Source organism: Bradyrhizobium sp. CIAT3101 (assembly GCF_029714945.1).
Lineage (GTDB): Bacteria > Pseudomonadota > Alphaproteobacteria > Rhizobiales > Xanthobacteraceae > Bradyrhizobium.
In genome coordinates, this window is sequence record NZ_CP121634.1 from 5927797 (window position 1) to 5948110 (window position 20314).

At 63.7% G+C, this 20314-nt stretch carries 21 protein-coding genes; 7 read left to right on the plus strand and 14 right to left on the minus strand.

Annotated elements, in window-relative coordinates; translation table 11 throughout:
- Positions 1-79: 79 nt before the first annotated feature.
- Positions 80-1066 (minus strand): LysR substrate-binding domain-containing protein, encoded by a 987-nt coding sequence (locus tag QA645_RS28130; protein WP_283044727.1) that lies wholly within the window; start codon positions 1064-1066, stop codon positions 80-82.
- Positions 1067-1252: 186 nt separating this feature from the next.
- On the opposite strand from QA645_RS28130, the gene QA645_RS28135 reads away from it, so the two are divergent.
- The 6 genes from QA645_RS28135 to QA645_RS28160 are packed head-to-tail and all read left to right on the plus strand — an operon-like array spanning position 1253 to position 5921.
- Positions 1253-2011: an SDR family oxidoreductase gene (locus tag QA645_RS28135; protein WP_254130440.1), complete on the plus strand. Its 759-nt coding sequence runs from the start codon at positions 1253-1255 to the stop codon at positions 2009-2011.
- Between the two features lie 47 nt (positions 2012-2058).
- Positions 2059-2517 (plus strand): acetyl-CoA carboxylase biotin carboxyl carrier protein, encoded by a 459-nt coding sequence (accB, locus tag QA645_RS28140; RefSeq protein WP_283044728.1) that lies wholly within the window; start codon positions 2059-2061, stop codon positions 2515-2517.
- On the plus strand, positions 2517-3872 hold the full coding sequence (accC, locus tag QA645_RS28145; RefSeq protein ID WP_283044729.1) for an acetyl-CoA carboxylase biotin carboxylase subunit: 1356 nt from the start codon (positions 2517-2519) through the stop codon (positions 3870-3872). The genes accB and accC overlap by 1 nt, the downstream gene beginning before the upstream one ends.
- On the plus strand, positions 3869-4531 hold the full coding sequence (gene pxpB / locus QA645_RS28150) for a 5-oxoprolinase subunit PxpB (RefSeq protein WP_283044730.1): 663 nt from the start codon (positions 3869-3871) through the stop codon (positions 4529-4531). The genes accC and pxpB (QA645_RS28150) overlap by 4 nt, the downstream gene beginning before the upstream one ends.
- Positions 4528-5505 (plus strand): biotin-dependent carboxyltransferase family protein, encoded by a 978-nt coding sequence (locus tag QA645_RS28155; protein WP_283044731.1) that lies wholly within the window; start codon positions 4528-4530, stop codon positions 5503-5505. The genes pxpB (QA645_RS28150) and QA645_RS28155 overlap by 4 nt, the downstream gene beginning before the upstream one ends.
- Positions 5496-5921: an acetyl-CoA carboxylase biotin carboxyl carrier protein subunit gene (locus tag QA645_RS28160; RefSeq protein ID WP_283044732.1), complete on the plus strand. Its 426-nt coding sequence runs from the start codon at positions 5496-5498 to the stop codon at positions 5919-5921. The genes QA645_RS28155 and QA645_RS28160 overlap by 10 nt, the downstream gene beginning before the upstream one ends.
- Here the strand turns inward: QA645_RS28160 and QA645_RS28165 are convergent.
- The 9 genes from QA645_RS28165 to QA645_RS28205 form a co-directional block, all read right to left on the minus strand.
- Positions 5914-6681 carry a 5-oxoprolinase subunit PxpA gene (locus QA645_RS28165; RefSeq protein ID WP_254130434.1) on the minus strand — a complete coding sequence of 256 codons (768 nt, stop codon included), beginning with the start codon at positions 6679-6681 and terminating at the stop codon, positions 5914-5916. The genes QA645_RS28160 and QA645_RS28165 overlap by 8 nt on opposite strands.
- A 69-nt stretch (positions 6682-6750) precedes the next feature.
- Entirely contained in the window at positions 6751-7728 is a 978-nt protein-coding gene (locus QA645_RS28170; protein ID WP_283044733.1) for a biotin-dependent carboxyltransferase family protein, read from the minus strand.
- A complete protein-coding gene (gene pxpB / locus QA645_RS28175; RefSeq protein ID WP_283044734.1) occupies positions 7725-8420 on the minus strand; it encodes a 5-oxoprolinase subunit PxpB in 696 nt (231 codons plus the stop codon). The genes QA645_RS28170 and pxpB (QA645_RS28175) overlap by 4 nt, the downstream gene beginning before the upstream one ends.
- Before the next feature lie 138 nt (positions 8421-8558).
- The gene (locus QA645_RS28180; protein ID WP_283044735.1) at positions 8559-9653 is read right to left on the minus strand and encodes an ABC transporter ATP-binding protein; all 1095 of its coding nucleotides are present in this window, start codon (positions 9651-9653) and stop codon (positions 8559-8561) included.
- 11 nt (positions 9654-9664) lie between these two features.
- Positions 9665-10729, minus strand: coding sequence for an extracellular solute-binding protein (locus QA645_RS28185; RefSeq protein ID WP_254130430.1), 1065 nt, complete (start codon positions 10727-10729; stop codon positions 9665-9667).
- A gap of 28 nt (positions 10730-10757) precedes the next feature.
- Entirely contained in the window at positions 10758-11561 is an 804-nt protein-coding gene (locus tag QA645_RS28190) for an ABC transporter permease (RefSeq protein ID WP_025576071.1), read from the minus strand.
- Complete coding sequence (locus QA645_RS28195; RefSeq protein ID WP_254130428.1) at positions 11561-12493, minus strand: ABC transporter permease; 933 nt, start codon at positions 12491-12493, stop codon at positions 11561-11563. The genes QA645_RS28190 and QA645_RS28195 overlap by 1 nt, the downstream gene beginning before the upstream one ends.
- Positions 12494-12714: 221 nt before the next feature.
- Complete coding sequence (locus QA645_RS28200) at positions 12715-13917, minus strand: pyridoxal phosphate-dependent aminotransferase (protein ID WP_283044736.1); 1203 nt, start codon at positions 13915-13917, stop codon at positions 12715-12717.
- Positions 13910-14713: an SDR family oxidoreductase gene (locus QA645_RS28205; RefSeq protein WP_283044737.1), complete on the minus strand. Its 804-nt coding sequence runs from the start codon at positions 14711-14713 to the stop codon at positions 13910-13912. The genes QA645_RS28200 and QA645_RS28205 overlap by 8 nt, the downstream gene beginning before the upstream one ends.
- Before the next feature lie 239 nt (positions 14714-14952).
- Here QA645_RS28205 and QA645_RS28210 point away from each other — a divergent pair, with 239 nt between their 5' ends.
- The gene (locus tag QA645_RS28210; RefSeq protein WP_283044738.1) at positions 14953-15645 is read left to right on the plus strand and encodes an SDR family NAD(P)-dependent oxidoreductase; all 693 of its coding nucleotides are present in this window, start codon (positions 14953-14955) and stop codon (positions 15643-15645) included.
- Positions 15646-15721: 76 nt separating this feature from the next.
- Here the strand turns inward: QA645_RS28210 and ugpC are convergent, their stop codons facing one another.
- The 4 genes from ugpC to QA645_RS28230 all read right to left on the minus strand — a co-directional run bounded on the left by ugpC (position 15722) and on the right by QA645_RS28230 (position 20308).
- The gene (gene ugpC, locus QA645_RS28215) at positions 15722-16813 is read right to left on the minus strand and encodes a sn-glycerol-3-phosphate ABC transporter ATP-binding protein UgpC (RefSeq protein ID WP_254130424.1); all 1092 of its coding nucleotides are present in this window, start codon (positions 16811-16813) and stop codon (positions 15722-15724) included.
- A gap of 96 nt (positions 16814-16909) precedes the next feature.
- Positions 16910-18349 carry an extracellular solute-binding protein gene (locus QA645_RS28220; protein WP_309144885.1) on the minus strand — a complete coding sequence of 480 codons (1440 nt, stop codon included), beginning with the start codon at positions 18347-18349 and terminating at the stop codon, positions 16910-16912.
- A gap of 49 nt (positions 18350-18398) precedes the next feature.
- A complete protein-coding gene (locus QA645_RS28225) occupies positions 18399-19436 on the minus strand; it encodes a carbohydrate ABC transporter permease (protein WP_283044739.1) in 1038 nt (345 codons plus the stop codon).
- On the minus strand, positions 19433-20308 hold the full coding sequence (locus QA645_RS28230) for a sugar ABC transporter permease (RefSeq protein ID WP_254130421.1): 876 nt from the start codon (positions 20306-20308) through the stop codon (positions 19433-19435). The genes QA645_RS28225 and QA645_RS28230 overlap by 4 nt, the downstream gene beginning before the upstream one ends.
- Positions 20309-20314: the final 6 nt, after the last annotated feature.

A 20314-nucleotide genomic window follows, 5' to 3' on the forward strand; every position in this document is an offset into this window, starting at 1 on the left:
CGCAATCTTCGTTACTCCTCCATATCCAACCGCCTTGAGGCGGCAAATTCAGATTTTAGGATTGCCGCATCGTGTTTCGTTATGGCTCGTCCTTCGGACCATCCAGAGCCGACGCTGCGCCGCCCAAGACGGCGGTCGCCGAGCCGAGGTGGAGATCGAACGGCCCCCACGTCTTGACGATGATCTCGAGCAATATCTTGTAGACGGCGAATGCAGCATCGGACAACGCGGCATTGTCGGAAATGCAAAGCGACATCTGTTGCGAGGCCGACGGCGCGTTGATCCGCCGAATGCAGAGCTCGTCGAGGTTCGGCAACTCCTTTGCGATCGACATGGGCAGCACTGCCGCCCCCACGCCGGCTGCAATAGCCGAAGAGAGGGTCGACTGGGAATGGATCTCGGCGACGATGCGCGGGCGAAGTCCCACCTCGGCGCAGACCCGCTCGACCGTCTGCCGCAGGAAGGATTCCCGGTACGGAAGCAGCAGGTCGAATTGCGCGACCTCCGCCGCCGAAACCTCCTCCAGAGGCATCTGCTCCGGATAGATGCTGCGGGGCGCGACAAGATAGAAGTACTCGCGCATCAGCGGCTTGTAATCGAGGCCGGTCACCGGGCGATCGCCGTACAGGACAGCCATGTCCATGCTCCCCTTCAGCATCATCTCGCTGAGCATGATCCCGGAGCTGTCGTAGATGTGCGGCACGATGCCGGGATAGCGTGCGCGGACCTGCATCAGCAGCGGGGTCGCCAGCAATGCCGCCGAGCTGAGCGGGGCCAGACCGATCGTGACGTTGCCGGTCAGCTCCGGCTTGTTGTCCAGAATGGTGCGCCTGGCCTCTTCGATCTGACGCTGGATCGACTTGGCGTAGCGGTAGAGGATTCGTCCGGCCTCGGTGGGCTTAACCCCGCGGGCGCTGCGGTCGAGCAGCTTGCACTTGAAATCGGCCTCCAGGCTCGCAATGTGCTGGCTCAGCGCCGGCTGCGCCACATTCAGCACTTTCGCCGCGCTCGTCATGCTGCCGAGATCCACGACCTTGATGAAGGCCTCCAAGCGTTTCGTATCCAATACGGCGTCTCCGGATATCCAGTCAGGGAGCAGTGCAGCAGCAATAGGCTGAAGCTATGGGATCAGAAGGAATTGTTCTTACCACTGGGAACCTGAGGGGCCTATAGCTAGTGCTGAACTCGTCCGCCGCTCGCGTTGCAGCCGACGCCTCCAGCGGGTCGGACGGTAGCAGAGGAGCCCCCGCGGATGGGATTTTCGGACTATCGGACGGCCCTGGTGACGGGCGCATCCTCCGGAATAGGGGCTGCGACTGTTCGCCGCCTGAGTGCGGAAGGGCTCGAAGTCTACGCCGTGGCCCGCGACGCCACCCGCCTGAGCGCCCTCTCTGCGGAGACCGGATGCCGACCCTGCGCCGTCGACATCAGCGACCTCGATGCGCTTGCGGCCCTGGCAAAGTCGGCCGAGTTCGACGTCCTCGTCAACAACGCCGGCCAATCCCGGCGCGGCAATATCCTGGACACGACACCTGAAGACGTGGACGCGCTCATCGACGTCAATCTGCGGGCGGTGCTACATCTGACGCGGCTGGTCGTGCCGGGCATGGCGCATCGTGATCGAGGCCACGTCGTCAACATCTCCTCCATCGCCGGCCACTACGCATTTGGCGGCGGAAACACCGTGTATCACGCCACCAAAGCCGGCATTCATTCGCTATCGCAGCAGTTGCGCGTCGACCTCTACGGGACCAGGGTTCGCGTCACAGAGATATCGCCGGCCCGGGTCGAGACCGAGGTGTTCGGCCGGCTGCTCGGTGATCTGGCCGAAGCCAAGCGTCGCTTCTTCGACGACTATGATGCGCTTCAGCCCGAGGACATCGCCAATTCGATCGCATTCGCGGTCGGATCGCCGGCGCGCATGAATGTCGCCTTCATGGAAGTTCTGCCGACCCAGCAGGTCGTCGGCGGCCTCAATTTTGCACAGAAGAGCCGGCCGCCGGCCGAGTGACGCATGAACGCCTCGAACTCGGCAGGCCGCCAACGCGGAGCGTGACTGTGGATCTCGCCAAAATCGAACAACTCGTCGATCTCGTGACGCGCTCCGCAATCGCCGAGCTGGAGCTCACGCAAGATGGCACCCGCATTCGCATCCTCAAGCGCGCGCCCGCAGGACCGCCTGCGGCCCCGGCACAGCCTGCGACGGCGTACAAGGTCGAGGCCCCTGCTCTCGATCACCAGGAAAACCCTGCTCCCGACGCTGCCGCCGACGTCGTCGTGCCGGCACCGATGCACGGCGTCTTCTACCGGGCTGCCGCGCCGGACGAGCCGCCCCTGGTCGAGGTCGGCGCGCGGATCGAGGCCGGGCAGAAGATCTGCATCATCGAGGCGATGAAGACCTTCATCGACATCGCCGCCGAAGCGCCCGGTGTCGTGCTTGCCATCCTCGCGGAGAATGGTGACGAGATCGAAGCAGGGCAAGCCCTGTTCCGGATCGGTGCTGTGGGTTCGCCCTGATGTTCGACAAGGTCCTGATCGCCAATCGCGGCGAGATCGCGCTTCGCATCCAGCGCGCCTGTCGGGCGATGGGCCTCAAGACGGTCGTCGTTCACTCGGAGGCGGACCGCGACGCACGCTATGTCGCACTCGCCGATGAGGCACTCTGCATCGGGCCCGCGCCGGCGAGCGGCACCTATCTCAACATTGCGGCAATCCTGCTCGCAGCCGAAGTCAGCGGCGCCCAGGCGATCCATCCCGGTTACGGCTTCCTCTCGGAGAGCGCGGAGTTCGCCGATCGGATTACGCGCGCCAGCCTCACTTTCATCGGCCCTCCGGCGGATTGTATCCGGACCATGGGCGACAAGGTCGCGGCCAAGCGCGCGATGCGACTGGCGGGCGTGCCTTGCGTGCCGGGGCCGGACAGCGCCCTGCCGGATGATCCGGCCGAGGTTCGCGCGATCGCCCGGGACATCGGATATCCTGTCATCATCAAGGCCGCCGGCGGCGGCGGCGGGCGCGGCATGCGGATCGTGCGCAGCGAAGCCGCGCTGGACGAGGCGCTGGCGCTGACCCGCGCCGAAGCCAGCAAGGCCTTCAAGAACGCTGCGGTGTACATCGAGAAATTCCTCGAAAAGCCCCGCCATATCGAGATTCAGGTGCTGTGCGACCAGCACGACAATCATCTCTGGCTCGGCGACCGCGACTGCTCGCTCCAGCGCAGGAACCAGAAGGTGGTCGAGGAAGCCCCCGCGCCCGGCATCGATCGCGCGCTGATCGAGCGGGTCGGCACAAGCTGCGTCGAGGCGTGCCGGCGGATCGGCTATCGCGGCGCCGGCACGTTCGAGTTCCTCTACGAGGACGGGCAGTTCTTCTTCATCGAGATGAACACGCGTGTCCAGGTCGAGCATCCCGTCACCGAGATGACGACGGGGATCGACATCGTCAAAGAGCAGATCCGCATCGCGCAAGGCGAGCCGCTGGGGATTGCGCAAGGCGACATTGCCCGTGTCGGCCATGCCGTCGAATTCCGCATCAATGCCGAAGACCCCTCAACCTTCGCGCCCTCGCCCGGCACGGTGACCCGCTGGGACATTCCCGGCGGCATCGGCATCCGCGTCGATTCGCACATCGCCGCCGGCGCCACCGTTCCCCGTCACTACGACTCGCTGATCGGCAAGCTCATCGCCCATGGCAGCACCCGTGAGGAAGCGCTCGCGCGTGCCCGGGTCGCCTTGTCCGAGCTGCGCGCCGAAGGCATCCGAACCAACGTGCCGTTGCACCAGGCGATCCTCGCCGATCCGGCGTTCTGCCGCGGCGGCTACGACATCCATCATCTCGAACACTGGATGAACGCGCGGGTGGCCGCGCCATGACGACGCCGGACCGGCCGCGGATCAGCCTGCTCGGAACATCGGCCCTCCTGTTCGAGGCGCCCGGCGCATTCGACCTGCCGCACCAGCGGCGCATCTGGTCGCTGGCGGCCACCGCATCGAAATGGCCAGGAATCCGCGAGGCCATTCCCGGCATCACCAACTTGATGCTGACCTTCGACACGCCGCCCTGCGAGCTCGACACCTTGATTGCCGCGCTCAACGACGGCTGGGACGCGGCAGAAGGCCTCGCGATCGGCGGCCGCGAGATCAGGCTGCCGGTGACTTATGGCGGCGAGATCGGATCGCAGCTTCAGTCCGTCGCCGACCATTGCGGCCTGTCCGTCGACGACGTGATCTCGATCCATGCCGCCCCGCTCTACACGGTGTTCGCGCTCGGCAGCCATCCCGGCTATTGCTATCTCGGCGGCATGGACCCGCGCATCACCATGCCGCGACGGCAGACTCCGCTGCAACGCTCCGCGGGCGGCTCAGTGTCGATCGGCGGATCGCAGACCGGGGTCTCCGCTTCGCCCGGACCGAGCGGCTGGCACGCCATCGGACATACCAGCTGGACCTTCTTCGATCCGTCCTGGCCGACGCCAGCCGCACTCGCACCGGGCGATACCATCCGCTTCGAGATCGAACGGGTGATCCGGTGATCGAGATCCTGTCAGTCACAGGGCCTGCGAGCGTCCAGGATCTCGGCCGCTTCGACCAGTATCGCTTCGGGGTCGGCACGTCGGGCGCGATGGACGATGTCGCGCTGCGTACCGGCAACATCCTTCTCGGCAACGACGAGAACGCGGCCGGCATCGAAATTCCGATGCTGCCGTTCAAGCTTCGTTTCGACCGGGACACGGCCTTTGCACTCACCGGCGCCGATGTCGAGGCCGAGATCGCAGGACGCGCGATTCCGCCATGGTGGCGTTCGCACGCCCGCGCCGGCGATATCCTGATCATCAAGGCGATGCCCCGCGGCGCACGAAGCTATCTGGCATTCGGCGGCGGCATCGACGTGCCCATGGTGCTGGGCTCCCGCAGCACGCAGTTTCGCGGCGAGTTCGGCGGCTGGCACGGACGGCCGCTCCAGCCCGGCGACATCCTGCCCTGCGTCGCTTCGCCCGCGATCATTGGGGATCTCGGGGTCCAGCCGGCCGAGATCACGCTGGCGCGGCCGAACGCTGCCGCAGACGAGACCGTCGTCAGGGTCGTGATCGCCGGCGAATATGACGGGTTCGACGCCGCCACGCAGGCGCTGTTCTGGTCCAGTCGCTGGAAGATCACGCCGCAGAGCAACCGTTACGGCTACCGCCTGCAGGGCCCCGCCGTGAAGCCGAAAGCACCGATCGAGAAGCGCTCGCACGGCATCGTCCCCGGCGTGATCCAGATTCCGCCGAACGGGCAGCCGATCATCCAGATGCGCGACGCCCAGACGTCCGGCGGCTATCCGAAGATCGCAACCGTGATCCGGGCTGACCTGTGGCGCGTCGGGCAGGCGCAGCTCGGAAGCAAGCTGCGGTTCGAGCAGACGGCTTACGTCGACGCACTTGCGGCCGAGGCCGAGATGTCAGCGTATCTCGAGCGGCTCAGGACCCATGTGCGTCTCATCGAGGAGATCAGAACATGCCGATAGAGCTGACCGAGATCGCGCGTCTCGCGCAAATCCTCGAAAGGTCCGGCGCCGACACGATCGAAATCGAGGAGCCCGGCCAATCCCTGAAGCTTGTCGTCGACACCGGCCCACGCATGGCAGAGTCACCGATGCTTGCGGCCCCGGCTGTCGACCATTCCGTCATCGCCAAAGCCGACGTCGCAGGGCATTTCCTCGCGGCCCATCCCTGGCGGGACAAGCCGTTCATCGCACCGGGCCAGCGGGTCGAGGCCGGCGCGATCGTCGGCCTCGTCAGGATCGGCTTGCTGTATGCGCCCATCGTGGCGCCCGCCACCGGCATCGTCGATGCCGTGATCGCGGAGCCCGGCGCAACGGTCGGCTACGGCACTGCGATCGCACGCATCCGCCCGTTGCCCGAGGGCAGCTCGATCAATTGAGCAGGACCGTTGCGGGCGTGACTTCGCCGCCGCCCTGCTCGATCACGCGGCGCACCGTGCCGGCGAGGTTGACCGATCCAGGCGTGTCACTGTGGATCAGGATCGAGCGCGCCTCGACCTTGATCGACTTGCCCTCGATCGTCCGCACGGTGCCACTATCGAGAAAGCGCTTGACCCGTTCGGCCACGGCTTCGGTCGACGTGATGACAGAGTTGGGAAGCTTGCGGGACACCAGATGGCCGTTCTCGTCATAGGCGCGGTCGGCCAGGAACAGGGTGAGGATGCGCAGCCCCACCTTGCGCGCAGCGTGCACGATCGCGGCGTCGGGCTGCGAGAACACGATGAAATCGCGATTGATGGTCGCAATCGCGCGAGCGACGACATCGGCCATATCGGGGTCGGCGTTGACCATGTTGCCCATCGCCGCGTGGAAGCTGACATGAGTCACGCGGTGACCCGCATTGGCCGCGATCGCCTGCAAGGCGCCGATCTGATAGACCATGTGTTTCTCCAGCTCGGCGGCATCCATCTGGATCACGCGGCGGCCAAACCCGAGCAGATCAGGCAGGCCAGGATGGGCACCGACCTCGACCCCCTTCTGCTTTGCCAGGCGAACCATGCGATCCATGATGATGGGATCGCCGGCGTGGAAGCCGCACGCCACGTTGGCGGACGAGATGATGCCCATCAGCGCCTCATCGTCGCAGATGCGATAATTGCCGAAGCCTTCGCCCATGTCCGAATTGATGCCGATTTTCATGTTCGTACCCTGCTCTTGTTATCGTTGACGTCCACTTTTGTTTGAGCATGATCTTTTCCGGATCATGCTCTAAAGCGCTCGATAGAGATCCGCGGTCGCACGCAACTTCGCGAGGTAATCGTTGACGGGAGCCATGGCCGCGACCGCGTCCTGGTAGCTCACCTCGTTGAAGGCGATGAACGAGCCCGGCGCCGCCTGGCCGAGGCGCCAGAGATCGGCCTGGATCACGGCTGCCATCTTCGGATAGCCACCGGCCGTATTGGCGTCGCTCATCTGGATGATCGGCTCGCCGCTCGGCGGCACCTGCACGACGCCAGTCACGACGCCATGCGAGCGCATCTCGACGGGTGCGTCCAATGTCAGCTTGCCGCCAGTGAGCCGATAGCCGCCTCTGTCGCTCTGGGCGCTGATCTTCCACGTCGTGGACCAGAACGCCGCCTGCATCGCCTCCGAAAACAAATCATACTCGCCGGCCCGCAGGACACGTATCCGCAGCACGCGGTCATCCGCGGGAGCGGCGCCCGCGATCGCGACATCAGGCGGCGCAACGCCGAAGCCGAAGCGGCCGTCGCTCCTGTGCGGCGAACATCCGACCGGCACGACGTCGCCGGCCTGCAAGGTGCGGCCCTCCAGCCCGCCGAAGCCGCCGCGCAGATGCGTGCTCCGTGAGCCCAGCACGCGCGGAACATCGATGCCCCCGCCGAACGTCGCGTAGATCCGCGCGCCACGCCGCGGCGCGGTGATCGCGAGAACCTCGCCCGCCTTGGCCTGCATGCACCACCACGGCCGGACGGTTGCCGCCGCCAGGGTCGAATCGTGATCGGCGCCCGTAAGCGCAAACACGGCATCTGTCTGGAAGCGCAGGCGGAACGGAAAGGTCTGGATCTCGATGCCGGCCGCATTGTCGTCATTGCCAAGCAGCGCGTTGCCGGCGGCGAGCGCGACGGGATCCATGGCGCCCGACGTGCTCACACCGAAACGACGCGCGCCGTGGCGGCCAAGATCCTGGATGGTGTTGAAAGCGGGGCTGGCCAATATTTCGATCACAGCTCGACCCGATCGATTCTGAATCGGACACGGTCGCCCGGAAGCATGAGCGACGGTTGTTCGGACGTCGGGTCGAACATCGCAACCGAGGCCCATCCGATCGCGTTCCATCCGTTCGGGCTCGTCAGCACCGCCACGCCGGTCTGCATTCCGCCGATCGTCACCGAACCTGCGCGCATGTTGAGCGACGGCACGGATTTGCGCGGCATGTAGATGCGCGGATCGAGGCCATGGAGGTAGCCGAACCCCGGCGAGCTCGCGACGGCGCAGACGGTGTATTCGCCTTCGCTATGAATCCGGATGACGTCACGCGCGGACAATCCGGCACGGTCCGCAACCGCCGGCAAGTCGAAGCCGAGCTCCCCGCCATAGACGACGGGGATCTCGATGAGCTTGCCGTCGGCCTTGCGACTCGGCACGCGATGCCACAATTCGACGATTGAAGCGCTGAGCATGCCGATATCCGCCGGCGGCTGCTCGAAGACGAGCATCACATTGGTGACGCCTATGACGGCCTCCTGGACGTCGGGCCAGGTCGAAACCGCATCCGCAAAAGCCCAGATGCGTCCTTGCTGCACCAGGTCGAAGTCACCCGGCGCCTCGACCAGCATCGCAAGCGTGCCGATCAGGCTGATCTTCGGGCTTTTCTCGATCGTGCCGACAAAGGGAGCATTGGGCTGATTAATCGACAAAAGGGCCTCGCTGGTCGAACGCCCGTGGCGCTGCCACGATCAAATCTAGCCAAGCGACACAAGCCGATCCAAGACGATGTTCGTCTGCGGGTATAAGGGATGTCGATTGCCCGCAAGACGCCGCGCTCGTCCCCTGCTTCAGTGACGCGCGATGACGTGATTGCTGGGCGATTCCCACCGCGCCACGACCTCCTCGCCCACCGCGTATCGAAGACCGGCCTGCTGCGATTGGTTCTGCTCGAATACGATGATCTGGCCGCCACTCAGCGTCTTGAGATAGTAGTGACTGACGAACCCGCGATAGATGGCCTGGTCGACACGCGCCATCACGCTGTTGGCGCGTTGCGCCGCCGGGCTCTGGCCGATGCGCTCGACCACGATTGCTTCCGGCCTGATCGAGACCATCACGTCGCTTGCCGATTGCGGGATCTGGTCGACCTGGAGGCTCAATTCGGGCGAGACACGAACGAGCGCCCCGCTCCCGTTGCGCTGCTCGACGGGTCCTTCGAACAGATTCGACGCGCCGATGAACTGCGCAACGAATTTCGAGGTCGGACGCTGGTAGATTTCCGTTGCAGAGCCGACCTGTTCGAGCTTGCCGTCGCGCATCACGACGATCTTGTCGGCCATCGTCAGGGCTTCGTCCTGATCGTGGGTCACCATCACGGTGGTCAAACCGAGCCTGCGCTGAAGGGCGCGCAGCTCGACCTGCATGCTCTCGCGGAGCCCCTTGTCGAGCGCCCCGAGCGGCTCGTCGAGCAGCAGCATGGCCGGCTCGATCACCAGGGCGCGCCCCAATGCGACGCGCTGCTGCTGGCCGCCTGAGAGTTGCGCCGGATAGCGCTTCCCGAAGCTGGACAGCTGGACGAGATTGAGGGCTTCGCCGACCTTCTTTGCGGCATCGGCCTTGGAGATCCCGCGCATCTCGAGGCCGAAGGCGATGTTCTCCTCGACGGTCAGATGAGGAAACAACGCATAGTTCTGGAACAGCATCCCGACATTGCGGCGATGCACGGGAACGCCGGTCATCTTCTGGTCGTTGACGAAGACATCGCCGGATGTCGGGCGGATCAGCCCGGCGATCATGCGCAAGCAGGTCGTCTTGCCGCATCCGCTCGGACCGAGCAGCGCGACCATATGGCCGGGCTCGATCGTGAGCGAGACGTCGTCCACCGCAACGGTGCGGTTATATTCCTTGACCAGGTGGTCAAGCCTGACTTCGGAAGACCTCATGACAACCTGTCCTAGCTCGTGAACACCTGATTATAGCGCTCCAGCCACGGGCCGCGGCGCGGAACGATGAACTTCCAATCCGGCGTGAACAGTCCGAGATCGGCGGCCTTGGTGTCGGGATAGGCCAGGAACTTGGCCGTCTCCGGCTTGAAGTCGATGCCGCTCACCGACGGCGCGCTGAGCGTCTGCTCGGACAGCATCTTGGCGACCGATGGCTCGAGAATACGGTTGATCAGGGCACAGGCAAGCTCGGGCTCCGGCGCATTCTTGACCAGCGTCATGCTGTTGATGCCGGTGAAGGCGCCTTCCTTGGGGAACGTCATGTCGAGCGGCATGCCCTTGGCCGTGTGCGGATAGATGGCCTTCGAATATTCGATACCGCCGATCGTCGCCTGGCCCTGGGCCACCTGGAGCACCTGCGCCTCGCTGTCGTAGATCGTGAGGACGTTGGGCTTGAGGGTCGCGAGCTTGTCCCAGCCGCTATCGACGAGATATTGCGCTTCCTTCAGCGACTTGCCCGTCGTCAGCGCCGTCGCCACGATCAGCATCAGCACGCTCTGGGTGTTCTTTGGCGTGTTGAGCAATATCTGCTTGCGGTATTTTGCGTCGAAGATCTGCTCGTAGCTTTCGATCGGCTTCGTCACCTGTGGATTGATGAACAGGGCAGCGCTCGAGATCGAGAAGCCGACGCCATAATCCTCTTCGAACAGATAGCGCGGATAGACCTTGGCAAGATTCGGAATCTTGGCGGCATCGAGCTTGTCGATCAGCCCTTCCTGCTTGGCCTGGGGGATGCCGACATCGTCCATCATCATCATGCTGAAGCGCGGCGTATCGCGCGTGGCACGGAGGGCGGCGATGTTGGAGAGCGTGGCGCCTTCGATCGTGAAGACGCGGCATTTGAACTCGGCCTCGAATTTCGGAATGACCTCCTTCTGGATCAACTTGCCCAGCGCGGAGTTGTAGACGCCGACGTGCAGTTGCTTGGCGTCCTGCGCCCACGATCGGCTGATGATCGTCGGGAAGGCTACCGCGGATGCACCGGCTTTAATGAGAGTCCTACGTGTCAGCTTCATGGGTCTAATCTCCATCTACCAATGCACATCAGGCAGCCAGCGCGCGGCGAAGGCCGACCAGTTTCTCCAGCAGCAGCACGCCGACCATCGCCATCAGGATGATGATCGTCGACATCGCCGGCACGGAAGGATCAAAGACGTTGACCAGTTGCCGCATCAGCACGAGCGGCACGGGCGAATATTCCGAGTTCGCCAGCCACATCGTGACCGGATAATTGTCGAAGGACACCATGAAGGCGAACAGCCCGCCGGCGGCGACGCCCGAGGCGATCTGCGGCAGCGTCACGCGCCAGAATGTCGTCAGCCGGTTTGCGCCGAGGGTCCGCGCCGCATCCTCCAGGTTCTCATCCACCAGCTGGAGGCTGGTGACGACGGTGCGGATGACATAGGGCGACGTCACGACCACATGCCCGATCAGGAGGTTGAGCCGCGCATCCTGCGATCCGAGCTTGGTCAGGACCTGAAGCAGCGCCAGGCCCGTGACCAGCGCCGGGAAAATCAGCGGCGACAGCAGGAAACCCTTGATCGCTGCCAGCCCAAAGAACCTGCCGCGGACCAGCGCAAAGGCCGCGGGCACGCCGAACAGCAGCGAGCCCGCCGTCGTGCCGAGCGCGAGCAGAATGCTCAGCCGCATCGCCTCGAGGAAGTCGCGGTCCTGGAGAACCTTGGCATACCATTTCAGCGTGAAGCCCTGCGGCGGGAACGTCACGAAATAGGAATCGGAAACCGACACCGCCATGACGAGGAGCAGCGGCGCCAGGATGAACAGCATCATGCCGGCAGTGATGGTGTAGAGGATGAAGGCGCCGAAGCCGGAAAACCGCTCGTCCATCAGTCGGGCCTCCTGAGACGCCGTCCTTCCAGAAGCCACATCGAGACGCCGTTGACCGCGAGGACCAGGCCGACGAGAACGACGGCAATCGCGGCGCCGAACGGCCAGTCATAGACGACGAAGATCTGCTGCTCGATCAGATTGCCGAGCATGACCGCCGAGGCCCCGCCCAGGATCGCTGGAATGACGAAGGAGCCGGCGGTGAGCGAGAACACCAGGGTAAAGCCCGCCACGAAGCCCGGCATGCTCAACGGCAGCGTCACGCGAAGAAATACCTTCCACCACGGCGCGCCCAGCATCCGGGCTGCGTCTTCGAGGTTGGGATCGATCTTGCCGAGCGCCGAGGCCAGCGGCAGAACCATCATCGGGAAGAACACATGCAGCGACCCGATGACGACGGCGACCTCGGTGTAGAGGACCGATATCGGCGCATCGACGATATGCAGCGTCATCAGGATCCAGTTCAGCATGCCCTTCGGACCGTTCTGGAGCACGAGCTGCCAGCCGTATCCACGAACGACCACGCTGACGATCAGGGGCGCGATGACGATCAAGGTGATGATGCGCGTGACCATCGGACGGCTTTTGACCATCACCAGCGCAACGGGATAGGCGAGCACCGTCGCGAGCGCGGAGGTGATGATGCTGATCCGCAGCGTCGTCCACAGCACGCGGGCGTAGAGCTCGACGTTGATCAGACGGGCGTAGTGCGCAAGGGTGAAGGGACGGCCGATGATGCCGCGGCTGTCCTGCGTCTGGATGCTCGAGAACAGCAGTCCCAGCGCCGGATAGAAGAAGAAGTACGTCAGGAATGCCAGCATCGGGACGGCGAGAAGCCCGACCGGCAGAGCCAGACGCCACCGCGATGCCCGCCCGGTGACCGGTGGAGCTTGAACACCTAAGACCGCCACCGCATCGTCGCTGGTGGTCATCGCTGGCCGTCCTCGACTGCGCGATACCAAGGCAATACCCCTCTTTGCACAAAGCTTATGCGTCGACATCCTACAGGACCAAGAACATCTTCGTTTAGGGGCATTAGGAACGATTATGACAATTGGTTCGGCATACTGCTCCGATCTTGGTCGACGAATGCCGCCGGGTGCATCTTTCCTTCTCCACCGAGGGCCAAGCCTCCTGACATATCAATGCCCGGTCAGCGCAGGCTTTCGCAGAAGCTCGCGATACGCCGGCAGCCTTCCCTCAGCGATTCGGTATCGGTCGCATAGGAAATGCGGAAATACGGGCTCATGCCGTATGCGCCCCCGGGTACCGCAGCGACATGCTGCTCCTCCAGTAGCGCCGAGATGAAGTCGGCATCGGTTTCCAGCCGTCGCCCGCCCTTCGTGGTCTTGCCGATGCAGCCCGTGATGTTGGGAAACACGTAGAAGGCCCCCTCCGGCTTGTGGCAAGTGATGCCCGGAATCTGATTGAGGAGCTTGACCACCAGATCGCGCCGGTCGCGATAAATGTCAGCGCGTTCCTTCAGGTAGTCCTGCGGCCCGTCCAGGACCGCGACGGCCGCGGCCTGGCTCACCGTGCAGATTCCGCCGGTCGCCTGACCGTGGACATTGTTCATCGCCGCGATCAGGTCCTTGGGGCCGCCGCAATAGCCGACCCGCCAGCCGGTCATGGCGTAGGCCTTGGAGGCGCCGTTCACGGTCACGACGCGATTCTTCAGCTTCGGCTCGACCTCGGCGATAGTGCAGAACTCGAAACCGTCATAGGTGAGATGTTCGTAGATGTCGTCGGTGAGGATCCAGACGTCGGGGTGCTTCAGCATGACGTCGGCGATCGCGCGCATCTCCTCGCGGGTGCATGCCGCGCCGGTCGGATTGTTGGGAAAATTAAGGATCAGCCACTTCGTCCTGGGCGTGATCGCCGCCTCAAGGTCTGCCGGACGGAGCTTGAACTGGTTGTTCTCCGGGCACGGCACCGCGACGGGCGTCGCCTCCGCCAGAAGAACGATGTCCGCATAGGTGATCCAGCCCGGCGCCGGGATGACGACCTCGTCGCCGGGATTGCAGGTCGCGAACAGCGCGTTGAAGATGATCTGCTTGCCGCCATTGGCGATCAGGATCTCGTCGAGGGCATAGTCGAGATTGTTCTCGCGCTTGAACTTGCGCTGGACGGCGGTCCGCAGGGCAATGGTTCCCGGCTGCGCCGGATATTTGGTATCGCCGGCAAGAGCCGCCCGATGTGCGGCCTCGATCGCGTGCGACGGCGTCGGAAAATCGGGCTCGCCGGACGACAGGCCCACGATCTTGACGCCCGCGGCGCGGAGCTCTCGCGCCTTGTCCGTCATCGCCGCCGAGGCCGACACCTTCACGGTTTTGAGGCGGTTTGCGAGTTCAGGCATTGTCAGCTCCACTTCTCATGTCTTTCAAACGTGCGGCCTCGGATCGGCTCGCAAATCGCAATTCGCCGACGACCTGGAACGTGGGTACGACCTCGATCGTGGCGACGTTCATCCGCGCCGGCGACCCCACCGCGAACGCAATGGCATCCGCGACGTCTTCGGACTGCAAAGTCTCGAAGCCCCCGACGAAGCGGGCATCCGGGTTGTCGGCGGCGTTCTGGTTCTGGAAGATGCTCGTCGCCACCCGCCCGGGCGAGACTTCGGTGACGCGAACGCAGGTGCCGTAAAGATCGACGCGCAATTGCTGCGACAGCGAATGAATGCCCGCCTTCGTCGCGTGATAGGCCACGGATGAATTGAATGTCGTGGCATTCTCGCCGAAGGCATAGTGGCCGGCGATCGACGAGACGTTGACCACGTGGCCGCGATTGCGCCTCGCCATGCCCGGAGCGATCAACCGCGTCAGATGCAGGACCGCGCGCAGATTGACGTCGACCAGGGTGTCGACATCATCAGGCGCCGTATCCAGGATATTGCCGCGCCGCGACTGGCCGGCATTGTTGACGAGGACATCGAATTCGGCCGAGCTCGCAAGATGATTCAGGGCGTCGAGATCGTTCACATCGACCGCGCATGTACGACATCCGGTCTCGGCCGACAGGCCGGCCAGCCGGCGAACGTCGCGCGCCAGTGCGTGCACCTCGAGCCCCTCGGCGCGGAGGCGCCGAACCGTCGCAGCCCCGATACCTGAGGACGCGCCCGTCACCAACGCCGTTCGATAGTCCGAAAATCCCATCCGCAAGGTTCTCTTGCCGTCAGCCAGAGCGGCAGAAAGTTACGTGCGGAGGCCGAGGCAGGCATACAGCAGATTTGTTCTGCCCTCATAAGGACATCCAATATCCCGGCCGAGCGTCGTCGGGGGCGCGAGCCATAAGCACACCCGATGCAGGCAGAGTGAATTTCTCTTACTCGTCGCCGCACGTATCCCCTTAGATTTTCCGAGGCTCTTCGCTCGCCCATGGGAGACGGATCAGGATGTTGGAAGTCGGCAATCGGATCGTCATGGTCTCGGGGGCTTCGCGCGGCATCGGACGCGCCGTCGTCGAACGGCTCCTGGCCTCGGGCTTCCGGGTATCGGCCGGACTTCGCGATCCAAGCCGCCTCCCCGAGAGCGAGAGGCTCATGACGCACCGCTATGATGCCGAGGACGCCAAGAGCCCAGGCTCCTGGGTCAACGCAACGGTTGCGCGGTGGGGCGGCGTCGACGCCATCGTCAACACCGCCGGCATCAATCCGAAGGTCCGTGTCTCCGACGAAGGCGAGAACGAGCTGGATGAAATGTGGCGCGTCAACGTCAAGGGTCCGCTGCGCCTCGTCAGAGCCACCCTCCCTCATTTGGCCGTCTGCGGTCACGGCCGGGTCATCAATCTGGGGTCCCTCTCCGGAAAGCGCGTGGGGAGCAACGTCGGCTACGCCATGACCAAGTTCGCAATTGTTGCACTCACCCACGGCATTCGCCGGGAGGGACGCGCGGCCGGCATTCGGGCGACGGTGATCTGCCCGGGCTACGTTGCCACCGACATGACGCTCAACGACGACGAAATCCCCCGCCACGAGATGAGCCAGCCGGACGACATCGCCGGCATGGTGGAAACCGCACTCATGCTGCCGAACAACGCCTCGGTCTCCGAGATGCTCGTGCACTGCCAGTTCGAGCCGATGCTCTGAGGCCCGGCGGGAACCGCCAGGTCCCCGCAGAGAACTGAAGCGAACGCAAGGAAACGACGCCCGCGAGAACCGAAGGCTAACTAATGGCCTTCCCCGAGACCTTGTCGAACAGGTGCGTTCGCTCGAGATCAAGAGCGACGTCTATCAGGCGATCCGGCGCCGCAGCGACACCGACCGGCATCTGAGCCGTGAACGGAAATGCGCCTACGGTTCCAATCACGAGCGTATGCGGCCCGAGCGGCTCCACGTCCTTCACCATCAAGCGGACGGATGAGCCCATCGGCGCATCCTGCCGGAGCACATGGTCGGGCCGCACGCCGAGCACAACCGGCTTGCCGACGCTCCCTGCATAGGCCGCCTCGCGGGACTTCGGCAATCTTAACGACGTCCCCGACGGCTCGGTGAAGACCAGCGCGCCATCGCGTGCGGCAATCTCGCCATGGATGAAATTCATGCTGGGTGCGCCCATGAAGCCCGCGACGAAGAGATTGCTGGGCTTCTCGTAGATCGTGATCGGATCGGCCGCCTGCTCGATCCGGCCGCGATTCATCACTACGACACGATCCGCCATGGTCATCGCCTCGACCTGATCGTGCGTGACATAGACAATCGTCTTGGCGAGACGGCGATGCAGCGCCTTGATCTCGGTCCGCATCTCGATACGGAGCTTGGCGTCGAGGTTCGACAACGGCTCGTCGAACAGAAACACGTCCGGGCTGCGCACGATGGCACGGCCGATCGCAACGCGCTGGCGCTGCCCGCCGGAGAGTTGCTTGGGCCTGCGGTCCAGATATTGCTCGAGGTCGAGAACGCGCGCCACGTCCTGGACTGCTTTCGCGATGCCGGCGCGCGAGTCGCCCCGCACTTTCATGCCGTAGCCGATGTTCTCCCCGACCGTCATATGCGGGTAGAGCGCATAGTTCTGGAACACCATCGCACAATTGCGCAAGCCCGGACGCAGCTGCGTCACGTCGCGGTTGCCGATGCGGATGTTTCCGCTGGTGACCGCCTCCAGCCCTGCAATCATGCGCAACGTCGTGGTCTTGCCGCAGCCGGACGGGCCGACAAGCACGACGAACTCCTCGTCGGCGACGTTCAGATCGAGCCCCTCGATGATCTTGTAGGGCCCATATGCCTTGCTGACGTTTTCGATCTCGACGTGCGCCATGGATTCCTTTTTCCGTCCCTCATATCGACGGCCAACAAAGCCCGGATGATGCTGACGCATCATCCGGGGAAGTCTCAGCGGAGGTCAGTTCTTCAGTTAGTTCTTGGGCGGAAGGCCCATCGCCGCGCGATAGGCGGCAAGTTGCTTCGCGCGGCCGAACTCGTCGGTCAGGCGATTCCATTCCTTCGCGACCGCGTCCAGTGCGGCCTGCGGCGTGGTCTGGCCGGCCAACGCCTTGCCGAGCTCGATCTCCACAACCTCGGTGTAGGAGAAATAGCCGGGCAGACGCATGTCGAGCGCAACGTTCTTGCCGTTAATGGAGTCGGCCTGGGCGCCGAGATATTCCTTGGCCTCCTGCGGCGAGAAGATCTTGCTCCACAGCTCCAGATTCGCGGTGTGCGACTTGCGGTATGGGTTGACACCCGTACCGCCGGTAATCGCGGCCTGGCCAGAGACTTCAGGACTTGTCAGCGTCTTGACGAAATCCCATGCCGCCTGCTGGTTCTTGCCCACCTTCGGCACGGCAATCTGCCAGCCGCCGAACGCCATGAAGGGTGCCGGCAGCACTGCCGGGAACTTGTCCCACTTCTTGGTCTTGGCGTTCCAGATCTCGTCAGAGCCGGGCAGCACCGCGGAGCCTACCTTGCCGGAAATCTTCGACTGCTTGGGATCGGCGGCGATCACGCCGGTGTCGCCCCAACCGATCGACTCGGCCACCTGGCCGCCGGCCACGGCGGCATTGACCTCGCCGAACGAGAAGTTCAGCGCATTGGGCGGGCCAAGCTTGGAAGCGCGGATGTACTCTTCCAGTCCCTTCACCCAGCCCGGATTATTGATCTGGGCGTCCATCGTTTCGGGGTCGAAGAACATCGCACCCGGATAGTTCGGGTTGTTGGTGTAGGCCGCCGCGTGGCTGAAGAAGAACCAGAACTGCTGGCCGCCGCGGCGGAAAGCTTCCGCCGTGCCCCAGAGACCCTTGTCGGGGCGCTGGAAGAACTCCGCGATATCGAGATATTGCTTCCAGGTCTTTGGCGGCGCCAGGTCGTAGCCGTACTTGGCCTTGAAGGCGTCCTTCTCCTTGGGATCGCTGAACAGGTCGGTGCGATAGGTGTAGGTGTGAACGTCACCGTCCATCGACTGCGAATAGATCTTGCCTTCCCACACCATTAGGCGCTCGCGATAGGCCGGCTCGACATCGTCCCAATCCTTGCCGGACTGCATCTCTTTCGGCATCTCGCTGAGATAGGAGACGAAGTCGGGCAGCCAGGCCGGCGCAAAGCTGACCAGATCGAACGTCGCGTCAGATCCCGTCAGCGACGTAACAATCTTCGGGTAGAGCTCCGACCACGGAAACTCGACCACATTGACCTTGCCGCAGGTCTTCTTGGTCCATTCGTCCGCGCCGAGCTTGAGCGCGGAGGCGATATACGGTCCGGTCTGCGACGCCACCGTCAGGGTGACGCCGGAGTAATCCGGGCTACAGGCAGCGTTCGCCTGGCTCGCAGCGCAAGCCATCGCGAGCGAGGTGGTCAGCATCAGAAACGTCCGTCGCAACATCGTCCAGTCCTCCCTAGATGAGTTTTTGCTATTTGATTGCCCCGAGCAGCAGGCCCGACCGCATCATGCGGCTGAGCAGGCCTGCCATGATCATCATCGGAATGATGGCGACGAGCGCCGCGGCCGAGATCGCCCACCATTCGTCGCCGCGCTGGCTGTTCTGCCCCGCCACCAAGATTGGCAGCGTCTGCCATCTGGAATTGGTCAGGAACAGCGCGAACAGGAACTCGTTCCAGACGAACGCCAGCGTGATCATGAAGGTCGCCAGCAGTCCGTTCATCGACATCGGCACCACGATGCCGAGGAAGATGCGCCAGCTCGGCACGTTGTCGACCATCGCGGCTTCCTCGACCTCGATCGGGATGGCCTCGAAGAAGTCGCGCATCAGCCAGACCACGATCGGCAACGAGAACGCGACGTAACACAGCGTCAGGCCGACATAGCTGTCGATGAGCTGGAAGCCGAGCCGGCCGATTTCGCTGTAGAGCAGATACAACGCGAAAGCCGTGACGATCGGCGGAAACATGCGTTGGCTGACGAACCAGAACAGGATGTCCTCATTGCCGAGGACCGGCCCCGGCAGCGGCAGGCGATTGGCCAGGATGGCAGCGGCAAGCGCGATCGGGAACGCAAGCAGCAGCGCCTGCGCGCGGGTGAATCCGAGCGAATTGTTGAACAGCAGATAGCCGCCGAGCGCGAGCAGGAAGAAGATCAGGCCCGCGCCGAAGCGCACCTTGAACTCGAACCGTACCAGCGCATAGGCCGCCATCGCGCCGACGGCAGTCGCGATCGCCGCGGCCGACAGGCCGACGATCGTCGAGTTCAGGAAGGTCCGGAAGAACTCGCCACGGATACCCTGATAGAGATCAATGAAGGGCTGCAGGGTCGGCGTGAAATCGACGAACGGAATATAGGTCGGGCCGCCGACGACGCCCGGCGGAGTCTTGAACGCCGTCACCACCACCCAATAGAGCGGAAACGCCGTGATCAGACACCACGCGAAGACACCGGCCGCGACCAGGCGGCGGCTCCAACTCGACAGTCCGGTAAGCCCCTGCCCGCTCATCGGCGCTTCTCCAGATGCGGGCGCAGCAGCGCCAGATAGGTCACGCCGATGATCGTGATCGCGATCAGGAACAGGAAGCTGAGCGCCGAGGTGTAGCCGAGATTGAACTTCTTGAAGCCCTCCTGATAGGCGAACAGCGTCAGCGTCTCGGTATCCACGCCCGGCCCGCCGCCCGTCATCACGAATACGGTGTCCATGATCTTGTAGCTTTCGATCAGGCGGATGAAGACGACCGCGGCCGAGATCGGCAGCATCATCGGAAAGGTGATGCCCCAGAACTGCTGCCAGGCGCTGGCGTTCTCGAGTTCCGCCGCCTCGTAGACATCCTCGGGGAGCGTTTGCAGGCCGGCCAGCATCATCAGGATGACGAACGGGGTCCATTGCCAGATCTCAACCGCGATGATGCAGGCGAGCGCCCAATGGCCGTTGGTGAGGAATGGCAGGTTCGAGAGGCCAAACATGGACAGGAACTGGTTGAGCGGACCCATGGTCGGATTGAAGATCATGCGGGCAACAAGGGCGACCGCAACCGGGGCCAGCAGCATGGGCAGCAGCAAGGCCACGCGAAACAGCCGCTCGCCCGGAACGCGCGCGTTCAGCGCGAGTGCAACGCCAAACCCGATCACATATTGCAACCCGACGGCGATGAACGCGATCAGCGTCGTCGTGAAGATCGCATTCCAGAAGCGCGGTTCCTGCAAGAGCGTCGCATAGTTACCGAACCACACGACCCGCGGCGGGATCGGCGGTATCAGACGATAGCTGAGGAAGCTCGTGGTGAACGAGTAGATCAGTGGAAAGATCGAGATCGCCAGCACGACGAGCACCGCCGGCCAGATGAAGACATGCTTGATCGGATCGTTCCGCATCATGGGCAG

Excerpts from the sequence above, each read along its gene's own strand:
- QA645_RS28135 (WP_254130440.1), top strand. The coding sequence starts at position 1,253 with ATGGGATTTTCGGACTATCGGACGGCCCTGGTGACGGGCGCATCCTCC.
- accC (WP_283044729.1), top strand. The coding sequence starts at position 2,517 with ATGTTCGACAAGGTCCTGATCGCCAATCGCGGCGAGATCGCGCTTCGC.
- pxpB (WP_283044730.1), top strand. The coding sequence starts at position 3,869 with ATGACGACGCCGGACCGGCCGCGGATCAGCCTGCTCGGAACATCGGCC.
- QA645_RS28160 (WP_283044732.1), top strand. The coding sequence starts at position 5,496 with ATGCCGATAGAGCTGACCGAGATCGCGCGTCTCGCGCAAATCCTCGAA.
- QA645_RS28165 (WP_254130434.1), bottom strand. The coding sequence starts at position 6,681 with ATGAAAATCGGCATCAATTCGGACATGGGCGAAGGCTTCGGCAATTAT.
- QA645_RS28180 (WP_283044735.1), bottom strand. The coding sequence starts at position 9,653 with ATGAGGTCTTCCGAAGTCAGGCTTGACCACCTGGTCAAGGAATATAAC.
- QA645_RS28185 (WP_254130430.1), bottom strand. The coding sequence starts at position 10,729 with ATGAAGCTGACACGTAGGACTCTCATTAAAGCCGGTGCATCCGCGGTA.
- QA645_RS28190 (WP_025576071.1), bottom strand. The coding sequence starts at position 11,561 with ATGGACGAGCGGTTTTCCGGCTTCGGCGCCTTCATCCTCTACACCATC.
- QA645_RS28195 (WP_254130428.1), bottom strand. The coding sequence starts at position 12,493 with ATGACCACCAGCGACGATGCGGTGGCGGTCTTAGGTGTTCAAGCTCCA.
- QA645_RS28200 (WP_283044736.1), bottom strand. The coding sequence starts at position 13,917 with ATGCCTGAACTCGCAAACCGCCTCAAAACCGTGAAGGTGTCGGCCTCG.
- QA645_RS28205 (WP_283044737.1), bottom strand. The coding sequence starts at position 14,713 with ATGGGATTTTCGGACTATCGAACGGCGTTGGTGACGGGCGCGTCCTCA.
- QA645_RS28210 (WP_283044738.1), top strand. The coding sequence starts at position 14,953 with ATGTTGGAAGTCGGCAATCGGATCGTCATGGTCTCGGGGGCTTCGCGC.
- ugpC (WP_254130424.1), bottom strand. The coding sequence starts at position 16,813 with ATGGCGCACGTCGAGATCGAAAACGTCAGCAAGGCATATGGGCCCTAC.
- QA645_RS28220 (WP_309144885.1), bottom strand. The coding sequence starts at position 18,349 with ATGCTGACCACCTCGCTCGCGATGGCTTGCGCTGCGAGCCAGGCGAAC.
- QA645_RS28225 (WP_283044739.1), bottom strand. The coding sequence starts at position 19,436 with ATGAGCGGGCAGGGGCTTACCGGACTGTCGAGTTGGAGCCGCCGCCTG.
- QA645_RS28230 (WP_254130421.1), bottom strand. The coding sequence starts at position 20,308 with ATGATGCGGAACGATCCGATCAAGCATGTCTTCATCTGGCCGGCGGTG.